At 71.3% G+C, this 25313-nt stretch carries 24 protein-coding genes and 1 pseudogene; 14 read left to right on the top strand and 11 right to left on the bottom strand.

Annotation, left to right across the window (positions count from 1 at the left end; genetic code table 11):
- Nucleotides 1-75 precede the first annotated feature (75 nt).
- Nucleotides 76-1092, bottom strand: a complete 1017-nt coding sequence (locus tag ACFQU4_RS15805; RefSeq protein WP_377493486.1) for an NAD(P)H-dependent flavin oxidoreductase — start codon at nucleotides 1090-1092, stop codon at nucleotides 76-78.
- Nucleotides 1093-1160: 68 nt separating this feature from the next.
- On the opposite strand from ACFQU4_RS15805, the gene ACFQU4_RS15810 reads away from it, so the two are divergent.
- Nucleotides 1161-2042, top strand: coding sequence for a peptidylprolyl isomerase (locus tag ACFQU4_RS15810; protein ID WP_377493488.1), 882 nt, complete (start codon nucleotides 1161-1163; stop codon nucleotides 2040-2042).
- Here the strand turns inward: ACFQU4_RS15810 and ACFQU4_RS15815 are convergent.
- Together ACFQU4_RS15815 and ACFQU4_RS15820 are read right to left on the bottom strand one after the other, a co-directional pair.
- Complete coding sequence (locus tag ACFQU4_RS15815; protein WP_377493490.1) at nucleotides 2039-2872, bottom strand: GNAT family N-acetyltransferase; 834 nt, start codon at nucleotides 2870-2872, stop codon at nucleotides 2039-2041. The genes ACFQU4_RS15810 and ACFQU4_RS15815 overlap by 4 nt on opposite strands.
- Before the next feature lie 20 nt (nucleotides 2873-2892).
- Nucleotides 2893-3891, bottom strand: coding sequence for a hypothetical protein (locus tag ACFQU4_RS15820; protein ID WP_377493492.1), 999 nt, complete (start codon nucleotides 3889-3891; stop codon nucleotides 2893-2895).
- Between ACFQU4_RS15820 and ACFQU4_RS15825 the strand changes: the two genes are divergently transcribed.
- Complete coding sequence (locus ACFQU4_RS15825) at nucleotides 3890-4309, top strand: hypothetical protein (protein ID WP_377493494.1); 420 nt, start codon at nucleotides 3890-3892, stop codon at nucleotides 4307-4309. The genes ACFQU4_RS15820 and ACFQU4_RS15825 overlap by 2 nt on opposite strands.
- On the opposite strand, the gene ACFQU4_RS15830 is transcribed toward ACFQU4_RS15825, so the two are convergent.
- Genes ACFQU4_RS15830 through ACFQU4_RS15840 form a run of 3 tightly spaced genes read right to left on the bottom strand, consistent with a single transcriptional unit; the run spans nucleotide 4310 to nucleotide 5520 of the window.
- On the bottom strand, nucleotides 4310-4438 hold the full coding sequence (locus ACFQU4_RS15830) for a hypothetical protein (RefSeq protein ID WP_377493496.1): 129 nt from the start codon (nucleotides 4436-4438) through the stop codon (nucleotides 4310-4312).
- Nucleotides 4439-4462: 24 nt separating this feature from the next.
- Nucleotides 4463-5251 carry an alpha/beta fold hydrolase gene (locus ACFQU4_RS15835; RefSeq protein WP_377493498.1) on the bottom strand — a complete coding sequence of 263 codons (789 nt, stop codon included), beginning with the start codon at nucleotides 5249-5251 and terminating at the stop codon, nucleotides 4463-4465.
- Entirely contained in the window at nucleotides 5248-5520 is a 273-nt protein-coding gene (locus ACFQU4_RS15840) for a hypothetical protein (RefSeq protein ID WP_377494243.1), read from the bottom strand. The genes ACFQU4_RS15835 and ACFQU4_RS15840 overlap by 4 nt, the downstream gene beginning before the upstream one ends.
- 110 nt (nucleotides 5521-5630) lie before the next feature.
- Here ACFQU4_RS15840 and nucS point away from each other — a divergent pair, with 110 nt between their 5' ends.
- Entirely contained in the window at nucleotides 5631-6332 is a 702-nt protein-coding gene (gene nucS, locus ACFQU4_RS15845; protein ID WP_377493500.1) for an endonuclease NucS, read from the top strand.
- A 164-nt stretch (nucleotides 6333-6496) separates the two neighbouring features.
- On the opposite strand, the gene ACFQU4_RS15850 is transcribed toward nucS, so the two are convergent.
- The 3 genes from ACFQU4_RS15850 to ACFQU4_RS15860 all read right to left on the bottom strand — a co-directional run bounded on the left by ACFQU4_RS15850 (nucleotide 6497) and on the right by ACFQU4_RS15860 (nucleotide 10918).
- A complete protein-coding gene (locus ACFQU4_RS15850; RefSeq protein WP_377493502.1) occupies nucleotides 6497-7513 on the bottom strand; it encodes a hypothetical protein in 1017 nt (338 codons plus the stop codon).
- 233 nt (nucleotides 7514-7746) lie between these two features.
- The gene (locus tag ACFQU4_RS15855) at nucleotides 7747-8814 is read right to left on the bottom strand and encodes an AI-2E family transporter (RefSeq protein ID WP_377493504.1); all 1068 of its coding nucleotides are present in this window, start codon (nucleotides 8812-8814) and stop codon (nucleotides 7747-7749) included.
- Nucleotides 8815-8911: 97 nt separating this feature from the next.
- Nucleotides 8912-10918, bottom strand: coding sequence for a hypothetical protein (locus ACFQU4_RS15860; protein ID WP_377493506.1), 2007 nt, complete (start codon nucleotides 10916-10918; stop codon nucleotides 8912-8914).
- 152 nt (nucleotides 10919-11070) lie between these two features.
- On the opposite strand from ACFQU4_RS15860, the gene ACFQU4_RS15865 reads away from it, so the two are divergent.
- The 6 genes and pseudogenes from ACFQU4_RS15865 to ACFQU4_RS15890 form a co-directional block, all read left to right on the top strand.
- Complete coding sequence (locus ACFQU4_RS15865; protein ID WP_377493508.1) at nucleotides 11071-12270, top strand: acetyl-CoA C-acyltransferase; 1200 nt, start codon at nucleotides 11071-11073, stop codon at nucleotides 12268-12270.
- The gene (gene meaB, locus ACFQU4_RS15870; protein ID WP_377493510.1) at nucleotides 12267-13220 is read left to right on the top strand and encodes a methylmalonyl Co-A mutase-associated GTPase MeaB; all 954 of its coding nucleotides are present in this window, start codon (nucleotides 12267-12269) and stop codon (nucleotides 13218-13220) included. The genes ACFQU4_RS15865 and meaB overlap by 4 nt, the downstream gene beginning before the upstream one ends.
- 130 nt (nucleotides 13221-13350) lie before the next feature.
- A complete protein-coding gene (locus ACFQU4_RS15875; protein WP_179757933.1) occupies nucleotides 13351-13515 on the top strand; it encodes a hypothetical protein in 165 nt (54 codons plus the stop codon).
- Nucleotides 13516-13519: 4 nt separating this feature from the next.
- Nucleotides 13520-14062 carry a PH domain-containing protein gene (locus ACFQU4_RS15880; RefSeq protein ID WP_377493513.1) on the top strand — a complete coding sequence of 181 codons (543 nt, stop codon included), beginning with the start codon at nucleotides 13520-13522 and terminating at the stop codon, nucleotides 14060-14062.
- Between the two features lie 74 nt (nucleotides 14063-14136).
- Nucleotides 14137-14646, top strand: coding sequence for a MarR family winged helix-turn-helix transcriptional regulator (locus ACFQU4_RS15885; protein WP_377493515.1), 510 nt, complete (start codon nucleotides 14137-14139; stop codon nucleotides 14644-14646).
- A gap of 16 nt (nucleotides 14647-14662) precedes the next feature.
- Nucleotides 14663-15676: pseudogene (locus ACFQU4_RS15890) on the top strand (DUF6716 putative glycosyltransferase); the annotation flags it as partial.
- A gap of 49 nt (nucleotides 15677-15725) precedes the next feature.
- Here the strand turns inward: ACFQU4_RS15890 and ACFQU4_RS15895 are convergent.
- Nucleotides 15726-17129, bottom strand: coding sequence for a cytidylyltransferase domain-containing protein (locus ACFQU4_RS15895; RefSeq protein ID WP_377493517.1), 1404 nt, complete (start codon nucleotides 17127-17129; stop codon nucleotides 15726-15728).
- 125 nt (nucleotides 17130-17254) lie between these two features.
- Between ACFQU4_RS15895 and ACFQU4_RS15900 the strand changes: the two genes are divergently transcribed.
- From ACFQU4_RS15900 to ACFQU4_RS15910, 3 genes are read left to right on the top strand one after another with little or no spacing between them, the layout of a single operon-like run.
- Nucleotides 17255-18940, top strand: coding sequence for a methylmalonyl-CoA mutase (locus tag ACFQU4_RS15900; protein ID WP_377493519.1), 1686 nt, complete (start codon nucleotides 17255-17257; stop codon nucleotides 18938-18940).
- A 27-nt stretch (nucleotides 18941-18967) separates the two neighbouring features.
- Nucleotides 18968-19552: a TetR/AcrR family transcriptional regulator gene (locus ACFQU4_RS15905; RefSeq protein ID WP_377493521.1), complete on the top strand. Its 585-nt coding sequence runs from the start codon at nucleotides 18968-18970 to the stop codon at nucleotides 19550-19552.
- Nucleotides 19553-19573: 21 nt separating this feature from the next.
- A complete protein-coding gene (locus ACFQU4_RS15910; protein ID WP_377493523.1) occupies nucleotides 19574-20545 on the top strand; it encodes an alpha/beta fold hydrolase in 972 nt (323 codons plus the stop codon).
- Here the strand turns inward: ACFQU4_RS15910 and ACFQU4_RS15915 are convergent.
- Nucleotides 20482-20742, bottom strand: a complete 261-nt coding sequence (locus ACFQU4_RS15915) for a hypothetical protein (protein ID WP_377493525.1) — start codon at nucleotides 20740-20742, stop codon at nucleotides 20482-20484. The two genes, ACFQU4_RS15910 and ACFQU4_RS15915, sit on opposite strands and share 64 nt — an antisense overlap.
- Nucleotides 20743-20832: 90 nt before the next feature.
- Here ACFQU4_RS15915 and ACFQU4_RS15920 point away from each other — a divergent pair, with 90 nt between their 5' ends.
- Complete coding sequence (locus ACFQU4_RS15920; RefSeq protein ID WP_377493527.1) at nucleotides 20833-21429, top strand: chorismate mutase; 597 nt, start codon at nucleotides 20833-20835, stop codon at nucleotides 21427-21429.
- Nucleotides 21430-21496: 67 nt separating this feature from the next.
- Nucleotides 21497-25312 (top strand): ATP-dependent RNA helicase HrpA, encoded by a 3816-nt coding sequence (gene hrpA / locus ACFQU4_RS15925; protein WP_377493529.1) that lies wholly within the window; start codon nucleotides 21497-21499, stop codon nucleotides 25310-25312.
- The last annotated feature ends 1 nt before the right edge of the window (nucleotide 25313 follow it).

Consider the following 25313-nt stretch of genomic DNA (forward strand, 5'->3'; position numbering starts at 1 on the left):
CGCCTCGCCGCGGGAGCCATGATCAAACCCTACGAGGGCCGGGCCGGTCGTGCACGTGCGGGTCCACGGGGCGGGTCAGAGCCCCGCGGCGAGGGCCCGGACGACCTCGGCGGCCGGTCCGGACCGGGCGTGCCGGAAGCCGGTGCCGGCCCACAGGTGCAGCCGCTGCGGGTCGCCGGCCCGGGCGGCGGCGCGGCGCAGGTCCCGGGTGAGGTGGTGCAGCGCCGGATAGCCGTACGGGGCCGCGGGGTGGTGCCGGTCGACGAAGTCGTTCCGCAGCGCGCGGGCGGGCCGGCCGGTGAAGCAGTGGGTGATCACGGTCTCGGTGAAGGCCGGATCGGCGAGGGCGTCCCGGTGGGTGGCCGAGGTGCCGCTCTCGTCGCAGCGCAGCAGCAGGGTGCCGACCGCGACGGTCTCGGCCCCGGCCGCGATCAGGTCGCGCACACCGGCCGGCCCGGTCACGCCACCGCCCGCGATCACCGGCAGGCCGGTGGTGGTCCGGACGGCGCGGACGAGATCAGGCAGCGAGATCGCCGGAGTGACCGCGCCCGGGTCGAAGCGGGCGCTGTGTCCGCCGGCCTCGACGCCCTGGACGACCAGCCCGTCGACGCCGAGCTCGTCCGCGGCCGCGGCCTCGGCGGGCGTGGTGACGCTGGCCAGCACCGCGGTGCCGACGCGCTGCAACGCACGGACCGCGGTCCGCTCGGGCAGCCCGAACGTCGTCGAGACCACCGGCACCGGGTCGGCCAGCAACAGCTCGAGCTTGGCCGGCCAGGCATCGTCGTCCTCGACCGGTACGGGGTCGAGGGTGACGCCGAGCGCCGCGGCCTCCGGTGCCAGCCGTTCGGCGTAACGGCGGAACGCGACCCGGTCGACCGGCCGGTCCTGGGGCAGGAAGAGGTTGACCCCGAAACCGCCCAGCGGATGGGCCTCGGCCACGAGTGCGGCGAACGTCTCGGGGGAGAGGTAGCCGCCGGCCAGGAACGGGAATCCACCGGCGCCGGCGACCGCCGCGGCGAGGGCGGGGGTGGTCGGACCGCCGGCCATCGGGGCCGCGACGACGGGCAGCTCGGACTCCAGCAGGCGGGCCATGGCGGCATCCTCCCACCGGCGCGCGAGTCGGCTCCGGACCGGGCCGGGCCGCGTGGCAAGGTAGGCACGTGAATCCCGTCCCGCGCCGTATCGCCCTGGCCCTGGCGGCGCTCTTCCTCACCGGATGCGGCACCATCCCGGTCAGCGACCCGCTCAGCTCCGGTACGGCAGCGCCGGACGACCCCGCCTCGAGCGCGGCGCCGTCCGACGGCACGTCGTCGAGCCAGCCGCCCGTGGGCCCGGGCGCACCGTCCACGCCGGCCGGATCCGGATCACCGGTCCCGTCCGGCTCGGCGCCGCCGTCCGGCGGGTCGACCCAGGCCGGCCCGCAGCCGCCGGCCACCGGTGGGGTGACGACCGTCCCGGAGGGCCCCGAGACCTGCGAGTACCCGGCCACCGGCCAGCCGTCGAAGCCGGTCCAGCCGCCCAAGATCACCGGGGTTGCGAACGCCGGGCAGCCGGTGTTCTCGATGACGACGAACGAGGGCGAGATCAAGCTCACCCTGGACCGGGCGAAGGCCCCGTGCACGGTGAACTCGTTCGAGTCGCTGGTGCTGCAGGGCTTCTTCGACCAGACCGCCTGCCCGCGGCTGGTCGACTCAGGCATCTACGTGCTGCAGTGCGGCGACCCGGCCGGTGACGGCGGCGGCAATCCGGGCTACAGCTTTGCCGACGAGGTCGACGGTACGGAGTCGTACGGCACCGGCGTGATCGCCATGGCGAACGGTGGCCCGAACACCAACGGGTCGCAGTTCTTCCTTGTCTACAACGATTCCACCGGCCTGGACGCGATGGAGCAGAAGTACACGATCTTCGGCACGATGGACCCGGCGTCGGTCGCGATCGTGCAGCGGATCGCGGCGGAGGGCCAGGACGGCACGAACCCGTACGGGGGCGGCAAGCCGAACAACCCGGCCAAGATCAGCAAGGTGATCAAGCTCAGCGACTAGGACCGCGGCTCCAGTTGGAGCTTCATCCCCTCGTGGCTGGCCACGAAACCGAGCCGCTCGTAGAACCGGTGCGCGTCGACCCGTGACTTGTCGGTGGTCAGCTGGACCAGCCCGGCACCGCGCTCGCGGGCCCGCTCGATCGCCCAGCCGATCAGCCGTCCGCCGAGCCCCCGGCCACGCAGTTCCGCGGCGACCCGTACCGCCTCGATGATCATCCGGAGGGCGCCGCGGCGGGACAGGCCGGCGATGAAGGTGAGCTGGCAGGTGCCGACGATCCGGCCCTCGTCCTCGACCACGGCGAGCAACTGGTTGGGGTCGCGGTCGATCTGGACGAACGCGTCGGCGTACCCGGCCTCGTCGGAGGCGTCGGCCTCCCGGTTCCGGCCCAGCGGGTCGTCCCGGAGCAGCGCGATGATCGTTCCGACCTCCGCGGCGCGGGCCCGCCGGACGATCAGGCCGTCGCCGAGGGGCCATTCCTCCTCGATCGGCTGGACGAACTCGAGCCGGTTGCCGTGCGGGTCGTCGGCGTAGAACCGCCGGAAGCCGGGCAGCTCGTCGTCGATCCGGACCTGGTGGCCGGCCGCCGCCAGTCGTTCCGCGAGCGCGTCCAGGTCCGGGACCCGGATCGCCGGATGGGCCTTGCGGGCCGGCCGGAACTCGCTCTCGATGCCGAGATGCAGCTCGTAGCCGGGACCGCGGAACCAGCAGCCGCCGCGAGCGGCCAGCGCGGGCGGTTTGGGGATCTCGGTCAGGCCGAGCAGGTCGGCGTAGTAGGCACGGGACGCGGCTTCGGAGTCGGGCGGGCTGGCGAGCAGGACGTGATGCAGCATGATCACAGACTATCTTGACATCAAGATAAGTTGGTACGGGTTTGCGGCACTGGTGTCATCAGCAGGGCGAGCAGGACGGGGAACTCGAGGTAGGCGTGGTAGCTGGCCAGGGCTCCGTACAGGGCCTTGCCGGCGAAGTAGTCGGAGAGGAACAGGGCGGCCAGGAAGACGCCGCCGGCCGCGCCGACCGCCCAGGTCCGCCAGCCGCGCAGCCACGGCACCCGGGCGTCGAAGGCGGCGGCCGCCTCCGGCGCGAACCGGGGCAGGAAGCCGACCCAGACGACGTAGTGCATCGTCTGCAGGAAGGCGAAGATCACCAGCAGCCGGAGCCCGATCGTGACGGACGCGTCCGGGGGAGCGCTGGCCGCGATCACCCGGGTCCCGTCCCCGACGAAGCCGGCGACGACGCCCGGGTCGGCCACGATCAGCGGGTCGACGGCACCGGCCAGGATCAGCGCGGGGACGACCAGCACCCAGAGCACCTGCGACGCCCGGAACCAGCCCCGGGCCGGCCCCGGGATCCGGCGGGCCCACTCCCACAGGAAGACCAGCGGCACCAGGTTGTGCAGGTGGGTCAACATGACGAAGTGATACGAGGGCCAGCCGAACGAGCCGACCGCGGCGACGGCCAGCACCAGCAGCGCGACGACGAGCCGCCGGCCGCGGAGTCCGTACCAGCAGCCGACGCCGAGGACCAGGTAGCCGAGCCCCACCTCGGCGTACTTGGCGATCGCGGGCTGGTAGCCGGCGATCAGCCGGCAGGCCACGATGCCGCTGATCAAGATCACCAGCAGGATCAGGAACCGGCCGGTCAGGACGGCGGCGAACCGGCCGGCGACGTAGCGCAGTTCCAGCACGTTGTGCAGCACGCCGAACGCGATCAGCCCGAGCACCGTCAGGGCCAGCGGCGCCCGGAGAGCGAGGGCCAGTGCTCCGGCCGCGGCGATGATCATCGCGGCGTTCAGCAGAATCGGGGCGGGCAGCGCCCCGCGCGGGCCGGGAACGGGCAGACTGGGCATGGTGGTCGAGGCGGTGCTGAGCTGGTCCGGCGGGTTGCTGCCGGCGTTCGTCCTGACCTGTGCCATCGAGATCCCCGGTTATCTGCTCGGCTGGGCGACGCTGGGGTGGCTGGGCCGCCAGGTGGTGCTGCGGGTGCCGGCGGCCGTGCTGCTCGTCATCGTGGTCAACCTGGCCACCCATCCGCTGCTCTGGCTGACCGCCGCGGCGCTGCCCTGGTTGATCATTCCGCTGGAACTGCTGGCGGTCGCGATCGAGGGTCTGATCGTCGCGCTGGTGGTCCGGCACCGCTCGGCCCGGTTCGGCGCACCGGCACCGTGGGCCGGGCCGGTCTGGGCCTGGCCGGTGGCGCTCGGCGTGAACGCGCTGTCGGTACTGGCCGGCTCGGCGCTGCTGTCGCTGATCATGGACCGGCTGTGATCAACGCCGCAGGTAGCGGATCAGCAGGACGGCCACCGCGGCGGCGATCACCGCCAGCACGACGATGATCACGACCGGGCCGACCTGGGTCGCCGGTTCCGGCGCGATGTCCAGCGGGAGCAGGTGCATGGGACCATCTTGGCCCGTCCCGGGTCAGTCGGCGAGGAAGACCCGCAGGGTGGCCAGGAAGGCTTCCGGTTGCTCGGAGTGCACCCAGTGCCCGGCGTTCTTGATCACGACCTTGCGGACGGCCGGGAACAGCGCCCGCATCGGTTCCCGATCGGCGTCGGTGATGTAGTCGGACCGCTGGCCGGCGACCCAGAGCACCCGGCCCCGGTACGGCGGCTCCGGCACCTCCGGCCAGGAACCGATCACGTCCAGCTTGTCGCCGAGCACCTGCAGGTTCATCTGCCAGCGCCAGTGATCGCCGTCCCGGCGCAGGTTCTGCAGCAGGAAGCCGCGGACCACCGGATCCGCCACGTACGGGACCAGGGCCTGGTCGGCCGCGGCCCGGTCGGGCAGCCGGTCCAGGTCGAGCGATCGCATGCCGCGGACGTACCGGGCGAACGGGCTGTCGCCGTCCAGGGCCAGCGGCCGCGGCGACACGTCCACGACACAGAGCCGTTCGACCAACTCGGGATGCCGCAGCGCGATCAACATGGCGATCTTGCCGCCCATCGAGTGACCGACCAGCGCAACGGGCTCGCCGTCGGTCTGTTCGGCCAGTCGGCCGGCGACGAGATCGGCGACGGCCGGGTACGCGACGTCGTCGGTCCACGGGGACCGGCCGTGGTTGGGCAGGTCGACCAGCAGGCTGCGGTGATCATCGGAGAGCGCCTTGGCGACGGCGGTCCAGTTCCGGCCCTGGCCGAACAGCCCGTGGCAGAAGACGACCGGCCGGCCGTGGTCGCCGACGATCATGGTGTTGAGGGCGGTACTCATCGGCGACGCTGCCAGCAGGCGGTGTGCCAGTGCCGCCGGGCCTCCAGCCCGGATTCGGCCTGCCAGCCCGGATCCTCCGGCCAGGCGACGACATGCGGCGTGCCGGGACGGATCGCCTGATCGCAACCCGGGCAGCGGTATTCCTTCTCGGCCCGGGCTCCCGGCACGGTCCGGACGATCCAGCGACCGTCGGCCTTGATCTCGGCGTGGGCGTGATGGGCTCCCAGCGGCCGGACCGGCTGGGTGTGCTTGCTGCGGCGACGCACCATGATCACGACCAGAGCGCGGCGGGGGAGTTGATCATCACCTCTGCAGTCTGCCAGACCGTCGGCGGCGGTTCGGCTGCGGTGCGGGCGGCCCGCGCCGGTACGGTGTCCGGGTGCGTTTGGTGATTGCTCGCTGCCAGGTCGATTACGCCGGTCGATTGACCGCCCATCTGCCGATGGCGACCCGGCTGATCCTGGTCAAGGCCGACGGGTCGGTGTCGATCCATGCCGACGACCGGGCCTATAAGCCGCTCAACTGGATGAGCCCGCCGTGCACGCTCACCGAGCTGCCGGCCGAGGCGGACGAGCCGCTGCCCGGACTGGAGGCGCTGGCGGCCGTCTGGGAGGTCAAGAACGCCGAGGGGGAGACCCTGCGGATCGCGCTCGCCGAGGTGTTGCACGACTCCAGCCACGAGCTCGGCGTCGATCCGGGCCTGCGCAAGGACGGCGTCGAGGCGCACCTGCAGGAGCTGCTGGCCGAACACCCGGAGACCTTCGGCGCCGGCTGGAGCCTGGTCCGCCGGGAGTACCCGACCGCGATCGGCCCGGTCGACCTGCTCTGCCGCAATGCCGACGGCGGCTACGTCGCGGTCGAGGTGAAGCGGCGCGGCGAGATCGACGGGGTCGAGCAGCTGACCCGCTATCTGGAACTGCTCCGTCGCGACCCGCTGCTCGGCGACGTCCAGGGCGTCTTCGCCGCGCAGTTGATCAAGCCGCAGGCCAAGGTCGTCGCGACCGATCGCGGGATCACCTGTGTCACGGTCGACTACGACCTGCTGCGCGGTCTGGACGACCCGACCGAGCGCCTCTTCTGAATCCCGTACACCACAACGTCCCCTGAGTGCCCTTCGACAAGCTCAGGGAACGTTGCGGTCCCGGAACACACCAACGCGACGGGTCCCGGCCGAAACCGGGGCCCGCCGCGTTGTGACGTGCAGGTGGGGAAGAGTGAGCGGTGAAGCTCAGAAGTTGACCGGGCTCACGAGATGTCCGCCGTCTTGGAGTCCTGCCGCTCGAGATCGGTGAAGTCGAGCTCCGGAACCTCCGGCAGCTTCTCCGCGGTCTCCAGCGCGAGCGCCGAGAGCGAGGCGAGCTGGCTGAGCATCTCCTGCTTGCGACGTCCGAGCAGCTCGTACTCGCTGCGCATCTGACGCTTCCGCCACGCGAACTCCTGCCGAGCCCGCTCGTCGATCGTCGCGGCCTGGTGCTGTGCCTGGGCGACCAGCTGGTCGGCCTCGGCCACCGCGGCGACCTTGATCTGCTCGGCCTCGGCGAGGGCGTCGGAACGCAGCTTGGCGGCGTTTTCGGCTTCCTCGGCCAGGTGCTGCGACGAGGTCCGATGGTGCTCGGTGGCCTCGGACAGCAGCTTGGACAGCTTCGCTTCGGATTCCTGCTGGGTGGTCCGGAGTTCGGTCAGCAGCTCGTCGCGCTCGGTGGCGACCTGCTGGCGTACGTCCGCGATCTCCTTCTCGGCCGAGGCGACGATCGACTTCGCCTTGATCTCGGAGGACTGGACCAGGGCCCGGGCCTTGCGGTCGGCCTCGGTGGTGACGGCCTCGGCCTGCAGCCGGGCCGCCGTCATCAACTGCTCGGTCTCGCCACGGGTCTTGCTGAGCAGCTTGTCGGCGTCGGCCGCCGCCTGCTGGCGGAGCCGCTCGATCTCGGCGGTGCCGGAGGCCTTCAGCTCGGCGCGCTCTTCCGCGGCGTGCTGGTTGAGCATCTCGATCTCGGCACGGGCCTTCTGCAGCGATTCCTCGGACTCGGCCGTGGCCCGCTCAGTAACGTCCTTGGCCTGCTCCTCGGCGATCCGCAGGATGTCGCCGGCGCGACCGCCGAGATTGGTGAAGTTGACCTCGCCACCCTTGGAGGTCTCGTCCAGTGCCTTGCGAAGCTGCTCGTTCTCCTCGGTCAGGTCCGCGATCTGCTGGTTCAGCTGATCGGACGACCCGGAGAGAACCTCAATCCGGCTTTCCAGCTTCTGGAGTTGACTCGACACGGCGGTCGGGTCGTATCCCTTACGGACCAGCGGAAACTGGGGGGTGGTGGTTTGGGCGAATGCACTCACTCGAATCCTCGGGGCTTGTGGTACGTGTGGACGGGCGCCACCTGACGCCAAAATGCTTCCCCCGAGCCCGGCTTATGCTACTGAGAGAACGCCGATTCGACGAGGGTCTGCGGCGATTTTTCTTAGGATTCGCACGGAATCGGGTTCAGGGGGGGCCGCTTTGGTCAGGAAGTGTCCAACTTCGGCTGCGCGACTTCGTGCAGGAGGAGCAGGACAGCGGCAGCGGTGGGTACCGCGATCAGGGCTCCCACCACGCCGAGCAGCGTACCGCCGATGAGGGCAGCGATGACCACCAACGCGCCGGGAACGTTGACCGACCGCTTCATGACGCGCGGCGAGAGGACGTAGCTCTCGAACTGGAGGTAGATCAAGTAGTAGATCACCGCGGCGACTCCGCTCACCGGCGACTGGACGAACGCGATCACGCAGACGATCACCGCGGCGATCGGCGGGCCGATCATCGGGATGAAGTCGAACAGCGCGACCAGCACCGCCAGGGCCAGCGCGAAGTTGCGCAGCTCGGGCACCCAGATCCCCACGATCCACAGGAAGATGAAGGAGCCGATGCCGGCGCAGGTGACGACGACGAAGAGCCCGGAGAGGTACGAGCCGATCCGGTCCGACACCATGTCGCCCAGCTCGGCGACCCGATCCCGCTTGGAGGCCGGCGCCAGCCGGTAGATGCCCGCCTTGATCGCCGGCAGCGAGGCGAGGAACCACAGGGTCAAGATCAACAGCGTGAACCCGGAGAACACCGCCCCGATCACGATCTGACCGGCACCGAGGATGCCGCCGAACAGCTGATTGACCCAGGCGCCCGAGCCGAGGAACTGGGTCAGGTTGGAGATCACCTGGTACTGCTTGTCGAACGCATCGATCTGCGGGTTCTGCAGCAGGTCGTTCAAGATCGTCGGCGCCTGCACCACCAGGTTGGTGATCTGCTGGGTGAACACCGGCACGATGGCGAAGCTGGCCAGGCCGAGCACGACCAGCAGTCCGAGGACCACGATCAGCACCGCGAGCCAGCGCCGCTTCACCCGCCGCCGCAGGATCTCGACCATCGGGTTCAGGCCGAGCGCGATGAACATCGCGACCAAGATCAAGATCAACACCGACCGGGCCTGCAACACCAGGTTGGCCAGGCCGAACGCGATCAGCGCGCCCAACGTCCCGGAGAAGCCGATCCAGAACGGCGGCATCTGGAACAGGAACCGTCGCTGCGGTTCGGTCACCGCATCCGGACCCGGGGCAACCTCGGCGGTCGGTGGCCGCCGAGGTGCTTTGGAGGGTTCAGCTCGCGAGGGTTCGGCAGGTGCGGGGTCGGCCGGTTCAGCCACGATACGGTTGCGGCCCCTGGCCGCTCCCGCCCGTCTGCTCGGGGTACGGGTTCGCACCCGGACGCGGCAGATGCTCGGTGCCGGCCGGACGCGCCGGCGGCGGAGCGAGCACGGTGTGGTCGCCACCGCCCTGCGGGTGCGGCTGACCCTGCGGGCTCTGTGGGCTCCGCTGGCCGGGACCCTGAGGCTGGCCGGGACCCTGCTGGCCGGCACCCTGCGGACCCGGACCCGGCTGACCCTGCGGCGGCTGACCCTGCTGGGCGTGCCGCGGCGGCTGGCCCTGTCCTGGATGCCCGAGACCCTGCTGGTTCTGCGGCCGCGGGCCCTGCTGCGGCTGCCCCGGCGGGGACTGCGGGTGCTGAGACTGGTTCGGCCGCTGATTCGGGCCGGACTGGTTCGGGCCAGGCTGAGCCGGACCGGACTGGTTCCCGCCCGGCCGGTTCGGGCCGGGCTGGTTCGGACCGGGCTGGTTCGGACCGGACTGGTTCGGACCGGACTGGTTCGGACCGGACTGGTTCGGACCGGACTGGCCCTGCGGCCGGGCCTGATTCTGCGGCTGGCCCGGACGGTCGGAGTCGCGGATCAGCGTGCCGTCGTCGTCGGACTTCGCGGCCGGCGAGGTCGCCGACGCAGCCGGGGACCCGGCCGAGCCCGGCGCCGGAGCGACCGGCCGCTGCGGGCCGCCGGCCGAGGACGGCGAACCGGCCGGCAGGTCGGCCCGGACGGCAGCCTGGACGATCGTGGTGTCCGGGTCGAACGCCGGTTCGGCGGCGGCCTCGGACTTCGGGCTCGGGTCGGACTTCGCCGCGGGCTTGGCGTCGGCCTTGTCGTCCGACTTGGTCGCGTCGATCGTGTCCTCGGCGTCACCGCTCGAGCCCTCGGGCAGCGACGGCGGCAGGTTCGCCGGCCGGAGCAGCGTGGTGTCGCCGTGTTCGGCCTCGAAGCCCTCGAGCTCGTCCAGGTCGGGGAACGTCTGCGCGGTCTGTTCGGCCAGCGCAGAGAGGCTCGCCAGCTGGTTCAGCACCGCCTGCTTGCGCTGCCCGAGCAGGTCGGTCTCCCGCTTCAACTGCTGCTTGCGCCAGGAGAACTCCTGCTGGGTGCGCTCGTTGATCGCTGCGGCCTGCTTCTTCGCCGCGGCGATCCGCTCCTCGGCGTTGGCGATCGCCTCGGTCCGGATCCGCTCGGCCTCCGCGCTGGCCTCGGACCGGATCCGCTCCGCCTCGGCGATGTCCTTCTCCAGCCGGGCGGTGGCTTCCTTGTTGTGCTGGGTGGCCTCGGCGAGCAGGGACGTCGTCTTGCCGACGTGCTCCTCGTGGGTGGCCTTCAACTGGCCGATCGCCGCCTCCCGCTCGCTGGCGATCTGCTGCCGGGTCTCGGCGACCTCGCGCTCGGCCTGCCGGCGCAGCGTCTCGGTGTCGAGGTAGGCCTTCTGCCGCAGTGTCTGGGCCTCCTGCTCGGCCTGGCGGCGATGCGCCTCGGCCTCGCGCCGGGCAGCGGCCACGATGTTGGCCGCCTCGCCCGAGGCCTTCTCCACCTGGGACTTGGCCTCTTCGCGGGTCCGGCTGCGGATCTGATCGATCTCCGACTTGCCGGAGTTCTTGATGTTGCTGCCCTCGCGGGCAGCGGCCTGCCGGATCCCGTCGGCCTCCCGCCGGGCCACCTCGCGGATCCGGTCCGCGTCGACCGACGCCCGGTCGACCATCTCGCGGGACTGCTCCTCGGCGAGCCGCAGGATGTCCGTCGCGCGTCCGCCGAGATTGGCGTAGTCGACGTTGTCCGGCGCCGGTCGACTGTTGGCCTGGTTCAGTTGATCACTGACGGCGGCCAACTGGTCCTCGAGGTCCCTGGCCTGACGACGTGCATTGACGACGGTTGCTTCGAGGGTCCGCACGTAGTCGTCAACCGCGGACCTGTCGTACCCGCGGATCGCGGACGGGAAGTTGCCGACCGCACTTGCCGTATCGTCAAAGAGATTCAGGCCGGTTTCTTCCGAAGCCACATCCGGTCCTCTCCGTGCACGCTGATGAGAACGCACCCGAGTGCGTTCTCCTTACCGTATCCTCATCGGCGGTCACGCCCAAGACGACCGGTGTCAGACTGACCTGGAGCGGGTGCGTGCGGCACCCTTCGACGACTGAGGGGAGGCGCGTCGTGGTCTCGGTGATCGTTGGCGGAGCGCGTACGCCGATCGGACGGCTGCTCGGCGGGCTGAGCGGGTTGCCCGCAACGAAACTGGGTGGGCACGCGATCGCCGCGGCCCTGCGTCGGGGCGGGGTCGACCCGGCCGCGGTCGACTCCGTGATCATGGGCCAGGTGCTGCAGGCCGGCACCGGCCAGATCCCGGCTCGGCAGGCGGCCGTCGCCGGCGGCGTCGCGATGGACGTGCCGGCGCTGACCGTGAACAAGGTCTGCCTGTCCGGCCTGAACGCGGTCGCGCTGGCCGATCTCATGATCAGATCCGGCGAGGCCGAGGTCGTCGTCGCCGGCGGCATGGAGTCGATGTCCCTGGCGCCGCATCTGCTGCCGACCTCGCGGACCGGCGTGAAGTTCGGTCCGGCCGGGCTGGTCGACCACATGGCCCACGACGGGCTCTGGGACCCGTTCACCGATCAGGCGATGGGCGCGCTGACCGAGAGCTGCAACACCGGCGCGGCCCAGGTCAGCCGCGCCGACCAGGACGCCTTCGCGGCCCGTTCGCACCAGCGCGCGCTGGCCGCGACCCAGTCCGGGGTGTTCGCCGAGGAGATCGAGCCGATCGAGGTCGCGCACCGTCGCGGCGCGCCCGCGCTCGTCGCCGCTGACGAGGGGATCCGGCCCGGGGTCACGGCCGAGTCGCTGGCCGCGCTGTCGCCCGCGTTCGGCGCGGACGGGACGATCACGGCCGGCAGTTCGAGCCAGATCTCCGACGGTGCCGCCGCGGTGATCGTCGCCGACGCCGAGGTCGCCCGTCGCAACGGCTGGCGGGTGCTCGCCACGATCGGCGCGTACGGCCAGGTGGCCGGCCCGGACTCGTCCCTGCAGTTGCAACCGGCCAACGCGATCCGGCGGGCTTGCGACCGGCAGGGCGTCGACGTCGCCGCGCTGGACCTGATCGAGATCAACGAGGCCTTCGCCGCCGTCGCGGTGGCCAGTGCCCGCGACCTCGGACTGTCCGACTCCGCGATCGACGAGCGGGTCAACGTCAACGGCGGCGCGGTCGCGCTGGGCCACCCGATCGGCGCCTCCGGGGCCCGGCTGGTGTTGCACCTCGCCCTTGAGCTCGGCCGCCGCGGCGGCGGGACCGGGGTGGCCGGGCTGTGCGGCGGCGGGGGTCAGGGCGACGCGCTGCTGCTCACCGTCGGCGACGCGTGATCGACCCCGAGACCGTACGCGAGCGGTTGCGAGCCGGCGACCGCCGGCTGCTGGCCCGGGTGTTGTCGGCGATCGAGGACGACGCTCCGGTGCTGCGCGACCTGGCCGCGGCGCTGGCCCCGGCCACCGGTCACGCGTACGTGATCGGACTGACCGGCGCGCCCGGCGTCGGCAAGTCCTCGGTGACCACGGAACTGATCGGGGCGCTGCGGGACCGCGGCGACCGGGTCGGGGTGCTCGCGGTGGACCCGTCGTCGCCGTTCTCCGGCGGCGCCCTGCTCGGCGACCGGGTCCGGATGCAGGAGCACGCGCTGGACGACGGTGTGTTCATCCGCTCGATGGCGAGCCGGGGCCACCTCGGCGGGCTGTCGGCGGCGGCACCGCAGGCGCTGCGCGGCTTCGACGCGGCCGGCTACGACGTCGTTTTGGTGGAGACGGTCGGCGTCGGCCAGTCCGAGGTCGAGGTGGCCCGGATCGCCGACGCCTGCGTGGTCCTGCTCGCGCCCGGGATGGGCGACGGGGTTCAGGCGGCCAAGGCCGGCGTGCTGGAGATCGGCGATCTCTTCGTGGTGAACAAGGCGGACCGGGACGGCGCCCAGAGCCTGATCCGGGAACTCCGCGGCATGGTCGCGCTCGCCGAAACAGGCCCGGACGACTGGAAACCGCCGATCGTCCGGACCGTCGCGGTGACCGGAGAGGGAATCGCCGAGCTGGTCGAGCGGCTGGACCGGTTCCGCGCCGAGGCCGAGCGGACCGGGCGGTGGCTGGACCGGCGACTCGGGCGCGCCGAGACCGAGGTGTCGGCGCTGGCTCTGGCCTCGCTCCGACGTAGGCTCGTCGCCGCGGACTCCGGCGGCGGCGACCGGCTGGTCGAACTCGCCGAGGACGTACGAGACGGAAGGCTGGACCCGTACGCTGCGGCCGATAGACTGGTCGCTGCGCGGGAGTGACCCGGACAATGCGCTGCGGGTGGTCTCGGGTGAGGCAGGAAGGTCGGCGTGGCAGGGCTGCGTATCGGGGCGACTGAGGTGACAATGGTGGGGACCCAGGCCCCGCGTCGAGCAGAAGGTGTTGATCTGAATGAAGTGGATCAAGCGAATCTTGCTGGTCATGGTGGTGGCATTCGTCGCCTTCTACCTGATCGGCAATCCGAACGGTGCTGCGGGTGCCGTCCGTAGCGGGGTCGACGCGGTTGCCAACGCGCTCAACTCCTTCGTGGTGTTCTTCAGCGCCCTTGCCGGGTGACTAGGTGTTCGGCGCACTCAGCCGGCTGATCGATCCCCACGTCGAGAACTACCTGCTGCATGGTGAGGGGGAGCAGGTCGTCGACGAAGTGCGCCGGCACTGGATGGCCGTGGCCTGGCCGGTGACGCGGGTCATCATCGCCGTGGTTCTGGCCTGTGTGTCGATCTTCATCGGCCCGTTGGCCGGTGCCCTGTTGATGGTGGCGGCCCTGATCATCGCCACTCACGCCGGTTGGCGCATCCTGACGGCCCACATGGACCGGTTCGTGATCACGACCATGCGCGTGTTCCGCGTGCATGGCGTGTTCACCCAGAACCGGGCCACGATGCCGATGGCGCGAATCCTCGACATCACGGTGGAGAAGCCGATGATCGGCCGGATCTTCGGGTACGGACACCTCGTGTTCGAGTCGGCGGCCCAGGACCAGGGCCTGCGCGACATCAGGTGGGTTGGGCGGCCGGACGAGCGAGACGCTACGATCCAAACCGTGATCCAGCGGTCCGGGCTTCGGGCCAGCATGCAGGTCAGTAAAGAGGAAGAAACGTGAGCCAGGCTTCGCGCGCGGAAACGGGGGGACACAGTCCCGACCGTCCGGAGCGTCCGAGGCTGGTCCCGCAGCCGGTGCGCGAGTCGTCCGACCGCCACCGGCTGCCGTTCGATCCGATCAAGGCGGCCGCCGAGCAGTGGTCCCGGCGTTGGGCCGAGACGCCGCGGATGCGCGCGGTCACCTCACTGATGCGGGTGCACCAGCTGGTGCTCACGGAACTGGACGAACTGCTCCGGCCGCTCAGCCTGACCTTCGCCCGGTACGAGGTGCTGGTGCTGCTCGCCTTCTCCCGGCGGGGCGCGTTGCCGCTGGGCAAGATCGGGGAACGACTGCAGGTGCATGCCACCTCGGTCACGCCGCTGGTGAAGCGGCTGGAGAATTCGGGCTTCATCACCCGGAACCGCCATCCGGAGGACGGGCGGGCCGTGCTCGCCGCGATCACTCCGGCCGGCCGCGAGGTGTTGCAGCAGGCCACCGACCTGATCGTCGGGGCACGGTTCGCGTTGGGCGCGATGTCGGAGGACGACTGCGACCGGCTGACCGAGCTGCTGACCACGCCACGCGCCGCGGCCGGAGACTTCTGAGGCCACGATGCCGCGGATGATTGCGGTCGCCGACTCCGACTCGTACCTCAAATGGACCCACGCGACCGCCGCGCGCCTGCCGTACGGCTGGACCTGCGACACGATCATCGTCCGTAACCCCGCCCAGCCGTCGGCGGCCCAGATCGCCGCCGTCACCGATGAGCCGGTCGAGGTGCTGTCCCGCCGCGAGCTGGTCCACCGGATCGGGTTCGAGCGGCCGGACGCCGTACTGCTCGGCTGCACCGGGCCCACGGTCGGCCAGCTGTCGGCGCAACGCGGGCTGTCGGAGTCGCTGCGGCGGCCGGTGTTGATCACCGGGCTGCCCGGGATCAGCTTCCCGGCCAGCCCGCGGGCGGTTCGGTTCCGGGCCGGCTGCGACCTGATGATCGTGCACTCCCGGCGGGAACGCCGCGAGTTCACCGCGCTGGCCCAGACCATGGCGCCCGGGCTCCGGGTCGGGCTGACCCGACTGCCGTTCCTGGTCGACACCGAGCCCGGTGCCGACAGCCCGGACGGCATCGCGCCGCAATCGCCGGCCCGGGTGCTGTTCGCCGGCCAGGCGATGGTGCCGCCGAAGGCCGAGCAGCGCCGGCAGATCCTGCGGGCCCTCGCGGAGCTGCCCGGCGAGGTGCGGCCGGTGGTCAAGCTGCGGGCCGCCGCGGACGAACAGCAGACCCACAACGAGCAGTATCCGTATCAGGGACTGTGGAAGCAGCTGGTCAAGAACGAGCAGCTGTCCCGGCGCCGGGTGTCGTTCACCCAGGGTTCGATGCGGGCGGCGCTGGAGGGCGCGGACGGCCTGGTCACGGTGTCGTCGACGGCGGCGCTGGAGGCGATGGCGGCCGGCGTCGGCGTGCTGATCCTGAACGACTTCGGCGTCAACCGGACCATGATCAACTCCGTCTACGCGGAGTCCGGCTGCCTGGGCACCCTGGACGAGTTGCGCCGGGGCGAGTTCAAGACGCCCAACAAGGAGTGGTTGATGGACAACTACTTCCACCCGGAGGCGGAGTCGGACTGGCTGGACCGGCTGGACGACCTGCTCGCGATCCGCGAGCTGCACGGCCTGGCCCCGTCGATCACGATGCCGGTCGACTCCCGTTCGGCCCGGCTGAAGCGGCGGCTCCGGCTGGAACTGCCGGCTCGGACCTGGCCGATGATTCGTCGGGTCCGGCGGCTGACGAAGCTCCGGCATCGGCCGCGCTGACCGGATCGTCGAGTCGGCGGCCGGACAGGATCCGGTCGCAGATCTCCCGGACTGCGCCGTTCCCGCCGGACCGGTTCAAGATCACCCGCGCCGCGGACCTGACCTGCGGGTGCGCGTCGGCGACGGCGGCCGGCCAGCCGACCAGGGACATCGGCCCGAGGTCGTTCACGTCGTTGCCGAGGTAGGCCACGTCGCGGCTGTCGATGCCGCGCTCGGCCAGCCACGCGGACAGCGCGCTGATCTTGTCGTCGATGCCCTGCAGGTGCTCCACGCCGAGCTTCGCGGCGCGGGCCGCGACGACCGGGTTGCGCTCCTTGGACAAGATCAGGATCGGCACCTGGGCCCGGCGCAGTTCGGCGATGCCGTAGCCGTCGCTGCGGCTGACCCGGACGGTCTCGTGGCCGTCCTGGTCGACGTAGGCGGTGTCCGCGGTGTGCACGCCGTCGAAGTCGGTGATCAGGGCGCGGACGCCGACCAGCTCGGTGCTCGGCGGGTCGACCAGGCTGGCCAGTGACTCGGCCATGATCAACTCCTGCGGCGTGTCGATCTCCATCGCGGTCAGTTCGGGCACCTCGACCACCCGGGTCCGGCCGAAGAAGCGGTGCTGGTGGGCCCGGAAGCCGGCCACCTTCATGATGTAGAACGCGCCCGTCTCGCGGAAGTCGGGCCGGCGGTCCTGCCGCCGGGGCCGTACCGCAGCGTCGTGGTTCTGGCCGATCATGGCGCCGCCGCCGGGCAGCGCGTCGTCGGCCCGGTCGCGCCAGATGAAGTCGTACGTCGCGACGCCGGAGAACGCGCTGTCGCAGTCGTCGTCGAGCACCAGCGACACCCCGTTGTCGAGGTCGTCGGGCTGGATGAACGGGCTGGTGCACTGGACGAACACCAGCACGTCCGGGGTGTGGCCGTTGGCGGCGAGTTCCTCCAGCGCGTGCAGCAGCGCCGACTCTGAGCTGGCCAGGTCGCCGGCGATGGTCGGCGGCCGCTCGATCACCCGAGCGCCGGCGGAGCGGCCGATCTCGGCGATCTCCGGGTCGTCGGTGCTGACGAAGGTCGCGTCGATGAACTGCGACCGGCGGCAGGCGGCGACCGCGCGAGCCACCAGCGGCACGCCGCCGACCCGGCGCAGGTTCTTGCCCGGTACGCCCTTGGAGCCGCCTCGGGCCGGGATGATCGCAACGACGCGGAGTTGTTCGGAGTCGAAGTGCTCCTGTCCGTTCGCGGAGCGTGCGGGGGATTTCAAGGGGGTCGTCCCCCTTGGCTCTTCAACACTGATCACGGCGGGGACGCTAGGACGGTTCGGCGTCGCTGAGGTTAACCCCGGGTAGATGTCATGGGAACGGTGGGTGGAGACGCCGCTTTAGTCCAGTGGAGAGATTTAGTAGGGCGTCCTAGTATCTCGTTATGAACCAGTCTGACCGACGCCCCGGGTACGACCGCTGGCGGGCCGCCTATGCGGAGGCCGAGCGGGCCGGCCGGGTCCGGGACGCGGACTTCAGCACGCTGTCCGGGGCCGAGGTGGATCCGGTCTACGGGCCGGCCGACGAGGCCGCCGACGTGCGGCTGGAGCGGATCGGCTGGCCGGGGGAGTATCCGTACACCCGCGGGCTGTATCCGACCGGCTACCGCGGCCGGCAGTGGACGATCCGGCAGTTCGCCGGCTTCGGCAACGCGCGGCAGACCAACGAGCGGTACAAGATGATCTTGGCCCGCGGCGGCGGCGGGCTGAGCGTCGCGTTCGACATGCCGACCCTGATGGGCCGCGACTCGGACGAGCCGGAGAGCCTCGGCGAGGTCGGCCACTGCGGCGTCGCGATCGACTCGGCGGCCGACCTCGAGGTGCTGTTCGACGGGATCGATCTCGGTGCGGTGACCACGTCGATGACGATCTCGGGTCCGGCGGTGCCGATCTTCTGCATGTACGTGGTCGCGGCCGAGCGCCAGGGCGTCGACCCGGCGATCCTGGACGGGACGCTGCAGACGGACATCTTCAAGGAGTACATCGCGCAGAAGGAGTGGCTCTTCGGGCCGGAGCCGCACCTGCGGCTGATCGGTGACCTGATGGAGTACACCTGCGCCGGGATGCCCGCGTACAAGCCGCTCAGCGTGTCCGGCTACCACATTCGTGAGGCCGGTTCGACGGCGGTGCAGGAGCTGGCGTACACGCTGGCGGACGGGTTCGGCTACGTCGAGCTGGGGCTGTCCCGCGGGCTCGACGTCGACCTGTTCGCGCCCGGGCTGAGCTTCTTCTTCGACGCGCACATCGACTTCTTCGAGGAGATCGCCAAGTTCCGCGCGGCGCGGCGGATCTGGGCCCGTTGGCTGCGGGACCGGTACGGGGCGAAGACGGCCAAGGCCCAGTGGCTGCGGTTCCACACCCAGACCGCGGGGGTGTCGCTGACCGCCCAGCAGCCGTACAACAACGTCGTCCGGACCGCCGTCGAGGCGCTCGCCGCAGTGCTCGGCGGGACCAACTCGCTGCACACCAACGCGCTCGACGAGACGCTGGCGCTGCCGACCGAGCGGTCCGCGGAGATCGCGCTGCGGACCCAGCAGGTGCTGGCCGAGGAGACCGGCGTGAGCAACGTCGTCGATCCGCTCGGCGGTTCCTGGTACGTGGAGGAGCTGACCGACCGGATGGAGGCGGAGGCGGAACAGATCTTCGCCAGGATCCTCGAACTGGGCGGCGGCGAGACGATGACCGCCGGCCTGCTGCGCGGGATCGAGGACGGCTGGTTCACCGGGGAGATCGCGGAGTCGGCGTTCCGCTACCAGGCCGCGGTCGAGAAGGGCGACAAGCTGGTCGTCGGCGTGAACAGCCAGCTCGAGTCGGTCACCGGCCCGGTCGAGATCCTCCGGGTCGGCCACGAGGTAGAGGAGCAGCAGCGCGCGGCGCTGGCCGAGCGGCGGGCGGCCCGGGACCAAGGGGAGGTCGACGCGACGCTGGCCGAGTTGAAGCGTCAGGCTGCCGGCGACGCGAACCTGATCGAGCCGATGCTGGCGGCCGCCCGCGCCGAGGCGACGCTGGGTGAGATCTGTGGCACCCTGCGCGAAGTGTGGGGTAGCTATCAGGAACCTGCTCGTTTCTAGTCGCACGACCGTGCTAAATTTGGACCCGTGGCCAAGGGGGACGAGACCCGTCGACTGATCCTGCAGCGCGGCGTCGAAACCGCGTACCGGATCGGGCTGGGTGGGCTGACCATCGGCAGCCTGGCCGTCGTCACCGGGCTGTCCAAGAGCGGCCTCTATGCCCACTTCCGGTCCAAGCAGGCCCTGCAGCTGGCCGTGCTGACGGAGGCGCGGACCGACTTCGGAGATCGGGTGGTCCGGCCGGCTCTGGCGATTCCGCGCGGCATCCCGCGGCTCCGGGCGCTGTTCGAGCACTGGTCGTCCTGGGCCGCCGTCGGGCGACCCGGCTGCTGCCTGTTCGTCAAGGCTGCCAATGAATTCGACCAACAGGAAGGGCCGGTCCGGGACGAGTTGGTGCAGGCCCATCAGGATCTGCTCGACTCGATCGCCCAGATCGCCCGGACCGGGATCTCCGAGGGCCACTTCCGGCCCGACACCGATCCGGAGCAGCTCGCCACCGACCTCTACGGCATCATGCTCGCCTTCTACCTCAGCTCCCAACTGCTCGCCGACCCGAACGCAGAACGCCGGGCGCGGCAGGCCTTCGAGCGCCTGCTCGCCGACGCCGGATAACCCTTCAGGAGAGATTCCACCATGAGCGCAGAATCATCGGCAGAAAAAAGCACGGTCGTACGGAAATCGGAGCCGGGCCGGCTCCGCTGGATCAGGCGGGGCCTGGGCCTGGGGGAGCGGGTCGCGCCGCGGCTGGCCGGACGGGTGGCGGCCCGACTCTGGTGCACGCCGCCCAGCGCGGCCGGGCGCCGGCAGGACAACCGGCCCGGGCCGGGTCAGGAGTCGGACGTGACTCTGGCGGGCGGGCACCGGATCCGGGTGGAGACCTGGGCCCCGGCCGCGCCCGAACCGGCCGGAACGATCTACCTGGTGCACGGCTGGGGCGGCTGGCGCGGCCAGCTGGGCGCGTTCATCGAGCCGCTCCGGGCGGCCGGCTTCCGGGTGGTCGGGTTCGATGCGCCGGCCCATGGCGACTCCGGTCCGGGCCGGCTCGGTCGTGATCAGGCGAGCGGTATCGAGTTCGCCGAGGCGCTGCGCGCGGTGGTCGCGGTGCACGGGCCGGCGGCCGGGATCGTGGCGCACTCGCTCGGGACGGCCACCACGGTCCTCGCGCTGCGGGACGGACTGGCGCCGGGTCGGCTGGTCCTGCTGTCGCCGAGCGCGGACCCGATGCTGGTGGTGGACCGGTTCCGCGACCAGCTCGGGCTGGGCCGCCGGTCGGCGGTCGCCTTCCTGGTCCGGCTGCACCAGGTGGCCGGCCGGCCGCTGACCGACCTGAACGCCCTCGCCGTACCGGACTCGGTGCCGCGGCCGCCGACCTTGATCATCCACGACCGCGGGGACCGGGACACGCCGTACCGGGAAGGGGAGCGGCTGGCCGAGCGTTGGCCGGCCACCGAGTTCGTCGGCACCGACGGGCTGGGCCACTTCCGGATCCTACGCGACCCGGACGTGGTCGAGCGGTCGGTACGGTTCCTGGCCGGGCCGGGTCAGCCGGACGGCGACCGGGGTGGCTCGGCACGGCCCTCGATGACGGCGCGGGCGACGCAGTAGATCAGGATCGCCAGGCCGAGCGTCAGGACGACGGCGTCGAACAGCAGCGAGCTGCCGGCGCTCGGCGTACAGGTGCTCGGGACCCCCGTGCCGGCCGGCGTGTCCACGCAGTGTCCGGTGCTGTTCGCGGCGAGCAGCGCCACCGTCGCCACCTCGGCGACCAGGGCACCGGCGATCCAACGGCCGTAGCGGGCCATGATCGGATCGTACGTCCGGAACCCTTGCCGGCACAGCGATCCCGGCCCGACACTGTTCCGGAGAACCGACCCCGACCTGGGAGAGAACTCATGCGTCACCTGCTGCGGGCCGGTGGGCTCGCGTTGCTGCTCGTCCTCACCGCCGTGCTCGGTACGGCGACACCGGCGGCCGCCCAGCCCGCCTCCGAAGCCCCCGCTCAACGGATCGCCGGCGGGCTGCGGCCGGTGGTCGACCTGTCCGCGCAGCGGGTGCTGGTCGGGGACCTGGTCGCCGCCTCGAAGTGGGGCACCGACCAACCGATCGACGATCCGGCCCGGGAACAGGCGGTGCTCGCTGCGGTCGCCGAGCTGGCCCGGGAGCGCGGCACCGACCCGGACCGCGTGGTGGCGATCTTCCGCGACCAGATCGAGGCGAGCAAGATCGTTCAGCGAGGCCTGTTCCGGCAGTGGACCCGGCATCCCGAGCAGGCGGCGACCGAGCGGCCCGACCTGGACCAGGTGCGGGCGGAGATCAACCGGCTCAATGTCGGGATCGTCGATGCGGTCGCCGACTCGGAGCGCGCCCGGGGCTCGCTGCTCTGCGGGGTCGGCGTCGTGCTGGCGGAAGTGCGGGTCGACCACGAGCGCGACCTGGACGCCTTGCATCGCCGGGCCCTGGACCGCTCGGTCGACTCGGTCTGCGGCTGAGCCACAACGCGGACCTGGGCATTAATCGGTTCGTCGTCTTCCCCGGGCGACGCCTAGGATGGCCGGAATGTGCGACCCGCGGATCGAGTTCCCCCCGGAGCTCCCGATCAGCGATCGGGTCGACGAGATCGCCGCAGCGGTCCGCGATCACCAGGTCGTGGTGGTCGCCGGCGAGACCGGGTCCGGCAAGACCACCCAGCTCCCGAAGATCTGCCTGAAGCTCGGCCGAACACGGATCGGGCACACCCAGCCGCGGCGGATCGCTGCCCGTACCGTCGCCGAACGGATCGCCGAGGAGTTGCAGGTCGAGCTCGGCGAGCTGGTCGGCTACCAGGTCCGGTTCACCCGGAAGGCGTCCAAGGACACCCGGGTCAAGGTGATGACCGACGGCGTGCTGCTGGCCGAGATCGCCCATGATCGCCAGCTGCGTTCCTACGACACGATCATCATCGACGAGGCGCACGAACGCAGTCTCAACATCGACTTCCTGCTCGGCTACCTGAGGACGCTGCTGCCGAAGCGGCCCGAGCTGAAGGTGATCATCACCTCGGCCACCATCGACACCGAGCGGTTCGCCGCCCACTTCGCCGACGAGCAAGGGAATCCGGCGCCGATCGTCGAGGTGTCCGGCCGCACCTACCCGGTCGAGGTCCGCTACCGGCCGCTGCTCGAGGACCCCGACGTGGACCAGTCGGCCGCGGTCGCGGAGGCGGTCAAGGAGCTCGCCGCGGAGGGCGACGGCGACATCTTGATCTTCTTCTCCGGCGAGCGGGAGATCCGCGACGCGGCCGAGACGATCAACGGGCTCGGCTTGCGGTTCACCGAGGTCCTTCCCTTGTACGCAAGGCTTTCGGCGGCCGAGCAGCACCGGGTGTTCAGCTCCCACACCGGGCGCCGGATCGTGCTCGCCACCAACGTCGCCGAGACCTCGCTGACCGTGCCCGGCATCAGGTACGTGATCGACACCGGCCTGGCCCGGATCTCCCGCTACTCGGCCCGGACCAAGGTGCAGCGGCTGCCGATCGAGCCGATCTCCCGGGCCTCCGCCGACCAGCGGGCCGGTCGCTGCGGCCGGGTGGCGCCGGGCATCTGCATCCGGCTGTACGAGGAGGAGGACTACCTCGGCCGGCCCGAGTTCACCGAGCCGGAGATCCTGCGCACCAACCTGGCCTCGGTGATCTTGCAGCTGACCGCGGCCGACCTCGGCGAGATCAGGTCGTTCCCGTTCGTCGAGGCGCCGGACGCGGCCCAGATCACCGACGGCATCCGGCTGCTGGACGAGCTGGGTGCCCTGCGTGGTCAGGAGAAGGGGAGCCGGGATCGGCCGCGGCTGACCAAGATCGGCCGCCGGCTCGCTGCCGTACCGCTGGATCCGCGGATGGGGCGGATGCTGCTGGCCGGCGAGCGGAACGGCTGCCTGACCGAGATGTTGATCATCGTCGCCGGACTGTCGATCCAGGACCCGCGGGAACGGCCGGCCGACCAGGCCGAGCGGGCGACCGCCCTGCACCGGCGGTTCTGGGCACCCCTGTCGCAGGGATCGGGCGGCGCCTCCGATGATCAGGAGACGGAGCCGGACGGCAGTGATTTCGTCGCCTACCTGCGGCTCTGGGACTACCTCAAGGAACGCCAGAAAGCCTTGTCCGGCAACGCGTTCCGGCGACTCTGCCGGGACGAGTTCCTGCACTTCCTGCGGATCCGGGAGTGGCAGGACCTGCACGGCCAGCTGCGCCAGATCGCCCGCGATCTCGATCTTGGCCGGAACACCGTCCCGGCGTCGCACGCCGCGATCCACACCGCGGTGCTGTCCGGGCTGCTGTCCCACGTCGGGCTCGCCGAACCGGACCAGAAGCCGGCCCGCGGCCAGCCCGACCGGGGCTCCCGCGGTCGCCGGCAGCGCGGACCCCGGGAGTACCTGGGCGCGCGCGGGACCCGGTTCGCGATCAATCCCGGTTCCAGTGTCGCGAAGACCCAGCCGCCGCTGGTGATGGCGGCCGAGATCGTCGAGACGACCCGGCTCTGGGCCCGTACGGTGGCGCCGGTCGAGGCGGAGCAGATCGAAGAGGTCGGCGGCCATCTGCTGAAGCGCAGCTACGCCGAGCCGCACTGGTCGGCGCGGGCCGGTTCGGTGGTCGCCTCCGAGACGGTCAGCCTGTACGGGATCCCGATCATCGCCGGCCGGCAGGTGGGCTACGGCAAGATCAACCCGGTCGAGGCCAGGGAGATCTTCATCCGGTCCGCGCTGGTCGAGGGGGACTGGCGGACCCGGCACACGTTCTTCGCGGCCAACGTCGAGACCCGGGCCGAGGCGGAGGCGCTGGAGGAGCGGACCCGGCGCCGCGACATCGTCGTCGACGACCAGGTGATCTTCGACTTCTACGACGCCCGGATCCCGGCCGAGGTGGTCTCCGGCGCGCACTTCGACCGGTGGTGGAAGGACGCGCAACGAGAGACGCCGGAGCTGCTCACGCTCACGCTGTCGGACCTGGTGCTGGACGACCGCGGCGCGGATCGGGACCAGTTCCCGGACGTCTGGTCGGTCGGCAGTCACGACTACTCGGTCAGCTACCGCTTCGACCCGGGCACCGAGCGGGACGGGGTCAGCGTCGAGGTGCCGCTGGCGCTGCTGAACCAGGTGGATCCGGCGCCGTTCAGCTGGCAGGTGCCCGGTGCCCGGGTGGAGCTGGCCACCGAGTTGATCCGCTCCCTGCCCAAGGCGGTGCGGCGCAACCTCGTCCCGGCCCGCGAGTACGCCGAGCGGGCGCTGGCCTGGCTGGACGCCCACCCCGAGCAGCGGTCCGGATCGCTGACCGACGGGCTGGCCCTGGCGGTGCGGGGACTGACCGGCGAGCTGATCCAGCCGGGGGACTGGCGCAACGGCGCGGTGCCGGGCCATGTCGAGACGACGTTCGTGATCAAGGACGGCGACCGTACGGTGGCCGAGGGGAAGGACCTGACCGAGCTCCGGGACAAGCTGGTCGGCCAGGTCACCAAGACCCTGCGCAGCGCCGCCGCCGACCGGCTCAGCCCGCCCGCCACGACCTGGCAGTTCGGCGAGATCCCGGCCGAGCTGCGGCTCGGCGACGGCGCGGTCGGCTACCCGGCGCTGTCCGACGCCGGTGACGCGGTCGCGGTCACGGTGCTCGACTCGCCGCTGCGGCAACGGCACAGCCACCGGCTCGGGCTGCGCCGGCTGGTGCTAATGAACATCCCCGACCCGACCCGGTGGCTGGTCGGCCGGTTGTCCAACACCGACAAGCTGGCCCTCGGCTCGAGTCCGTACGCCAGCGTGCCGGACCTGCTGGTGGACGCCCGGCTGGCCGCGGTCGGCGAGCTGATCGACCGGGCCGGCGGTTCCGACGGGATCCGGGCCGAGGCGGCGTTCCGGCCGCTCTGCGATCGGGTCCGGGCGGATGCGGCCGAGCGGTCGCTCGAGCTGGTCGTCCTGGCCGCCGAGAGCGTACGGCTCTGGCAGCAGGCCCGGGCCGGCCTGGACCGGGTCCGCCGGGTCAGCCCGGCCGCCGCCGACGACCTGACCGAGCAGTTGCGGAACCTCGTCTTCGCCGGGTTCCTGGCGGCGACGCCGTCCCGGCACCTGGTCCAGGTGCCGCGCTACCTGCGGGCCGCCGCGCTGCGGACCGAGGCCCTGCCGGGCAACGTGGCGCGGGACGACCAGGCGCTGGCGACGGTGCTGGACTGCGAGGACGCGTACGCGGAGCTGTGCGCCGGCCTGCCGCCGGGCCCGTTGCCGGACGAGGTGGCCGAGATCGGCTGGCTGATCGAGGAACTGCGGGTCAGCCTGTTCGCCCAGCGGTTGGGCACAGCGGCGCCGGTGTCCGCCAAGCGGATCATGCGCGCGATTGAGCGAGAGGCGCGCGGGTAGA

The sequence above is a fragment of the Microlunatus sp. GCM10028923 genome (assembly GCF_042666975.1).
Classification (GTDB): domain Bacteria; phylum Actinomycetota; class Actinomycetes; order Propionibacteriales; family Propionibacteriaceae; genus Microlunatus.

Coding starts and splice junctions, on each gene's coding strand:
- ACFQU4_RS15805 (WP_377493486.1), bottom strand. CDS start 1,092: ATGGCCCGCCTGCTGGAGTCCGAGCTGCCCGTCGTCGCGGCCCCGATG.
- ACFQU4_RS15815 (WP_377493490.1), bottom strand. CDS start 2,872: ATGCTGCATCACGTCCTGCTCGCCAGCCCGCCCGACTCCGAAGCCGCG.
- ACFQU4_RS15825 (WP_377493494.1), top strand. CDS start 3,890: ATGGTGGTCGAGGCGGTGCTGAGCTGGTCCGGCGGGTTGCTGCCGGCG.
- ACFQU4_RS15820 (WP_377493492.1), bottom strand. CDS start 3,891: ATGCCCAGTCTGCCCGTTCCCGGCCCGCGCGGGGCGCTGCCCGCCCCG.
- ACFQU4_RS15830 (WP_377493496.1), bottom strand. CDS start 4,438: ATGCACCTGCTCCCGCTGGACATCGCGCCGGAACCGGCGACCCAGGTC.
- ACFQU4_RS15835 (WP_377493498.1), bottom strand. CDS start 5,251: ATGAGTACCGCCCTCAACACCATGATCGTCGGCGACCACGGCCGGCCG.
- ACFQU4_RS15840 (WP_377494243.1), bottom strand. CDS start 5,520: ATGGTGCGTCGCCGCAGCAAGCACACCCAGCCGGTCCGGCCGCTGGGA.
- ACFQU4_RS15875 (WP_179757933.1), top strand. CDS start 13,351: ATGAAGTGGATCAAGCGAATCTTGCTGGTCATGGTGGTGGCATTCGTC.
- ACFQU4_RS15900 (WP_377493519.1), top strand. CDS start 17,255: ATGAACCAGTCTGACCGACGCCCCGGGTACGACCGCTGGCGGGCCGCC.
- ACFQU4_RS15910 (WP_377493523.1), top strand. CDS start 19,574: ATGAGCGCAGAATCATCGGCAGAAAAAAGCACGGTCGTACGGAAATCG.
- ACFQU4_RS15915 (WP_377493525.1), bottom strand. CDS start 20,742: ATGGCCCGCTACGGCCGTTGGATCGCCGGTGCCCTGGTCGCCGAGGTG.
- ACFQU4_RS15920 (WP_377493527.1), top strand. CDS start 20,833: ATGCGTCACCTGCTGCGGGCCGGTGGGCTCGCGTTGCTGCTCGTCCTC.
- hrpA (WP_377493529.1), top strand. CDS start 21,497: ATGTGCGACCCGCGGATCGAGTTCCCCCCGGAGCTCCCGATCAGCGAT.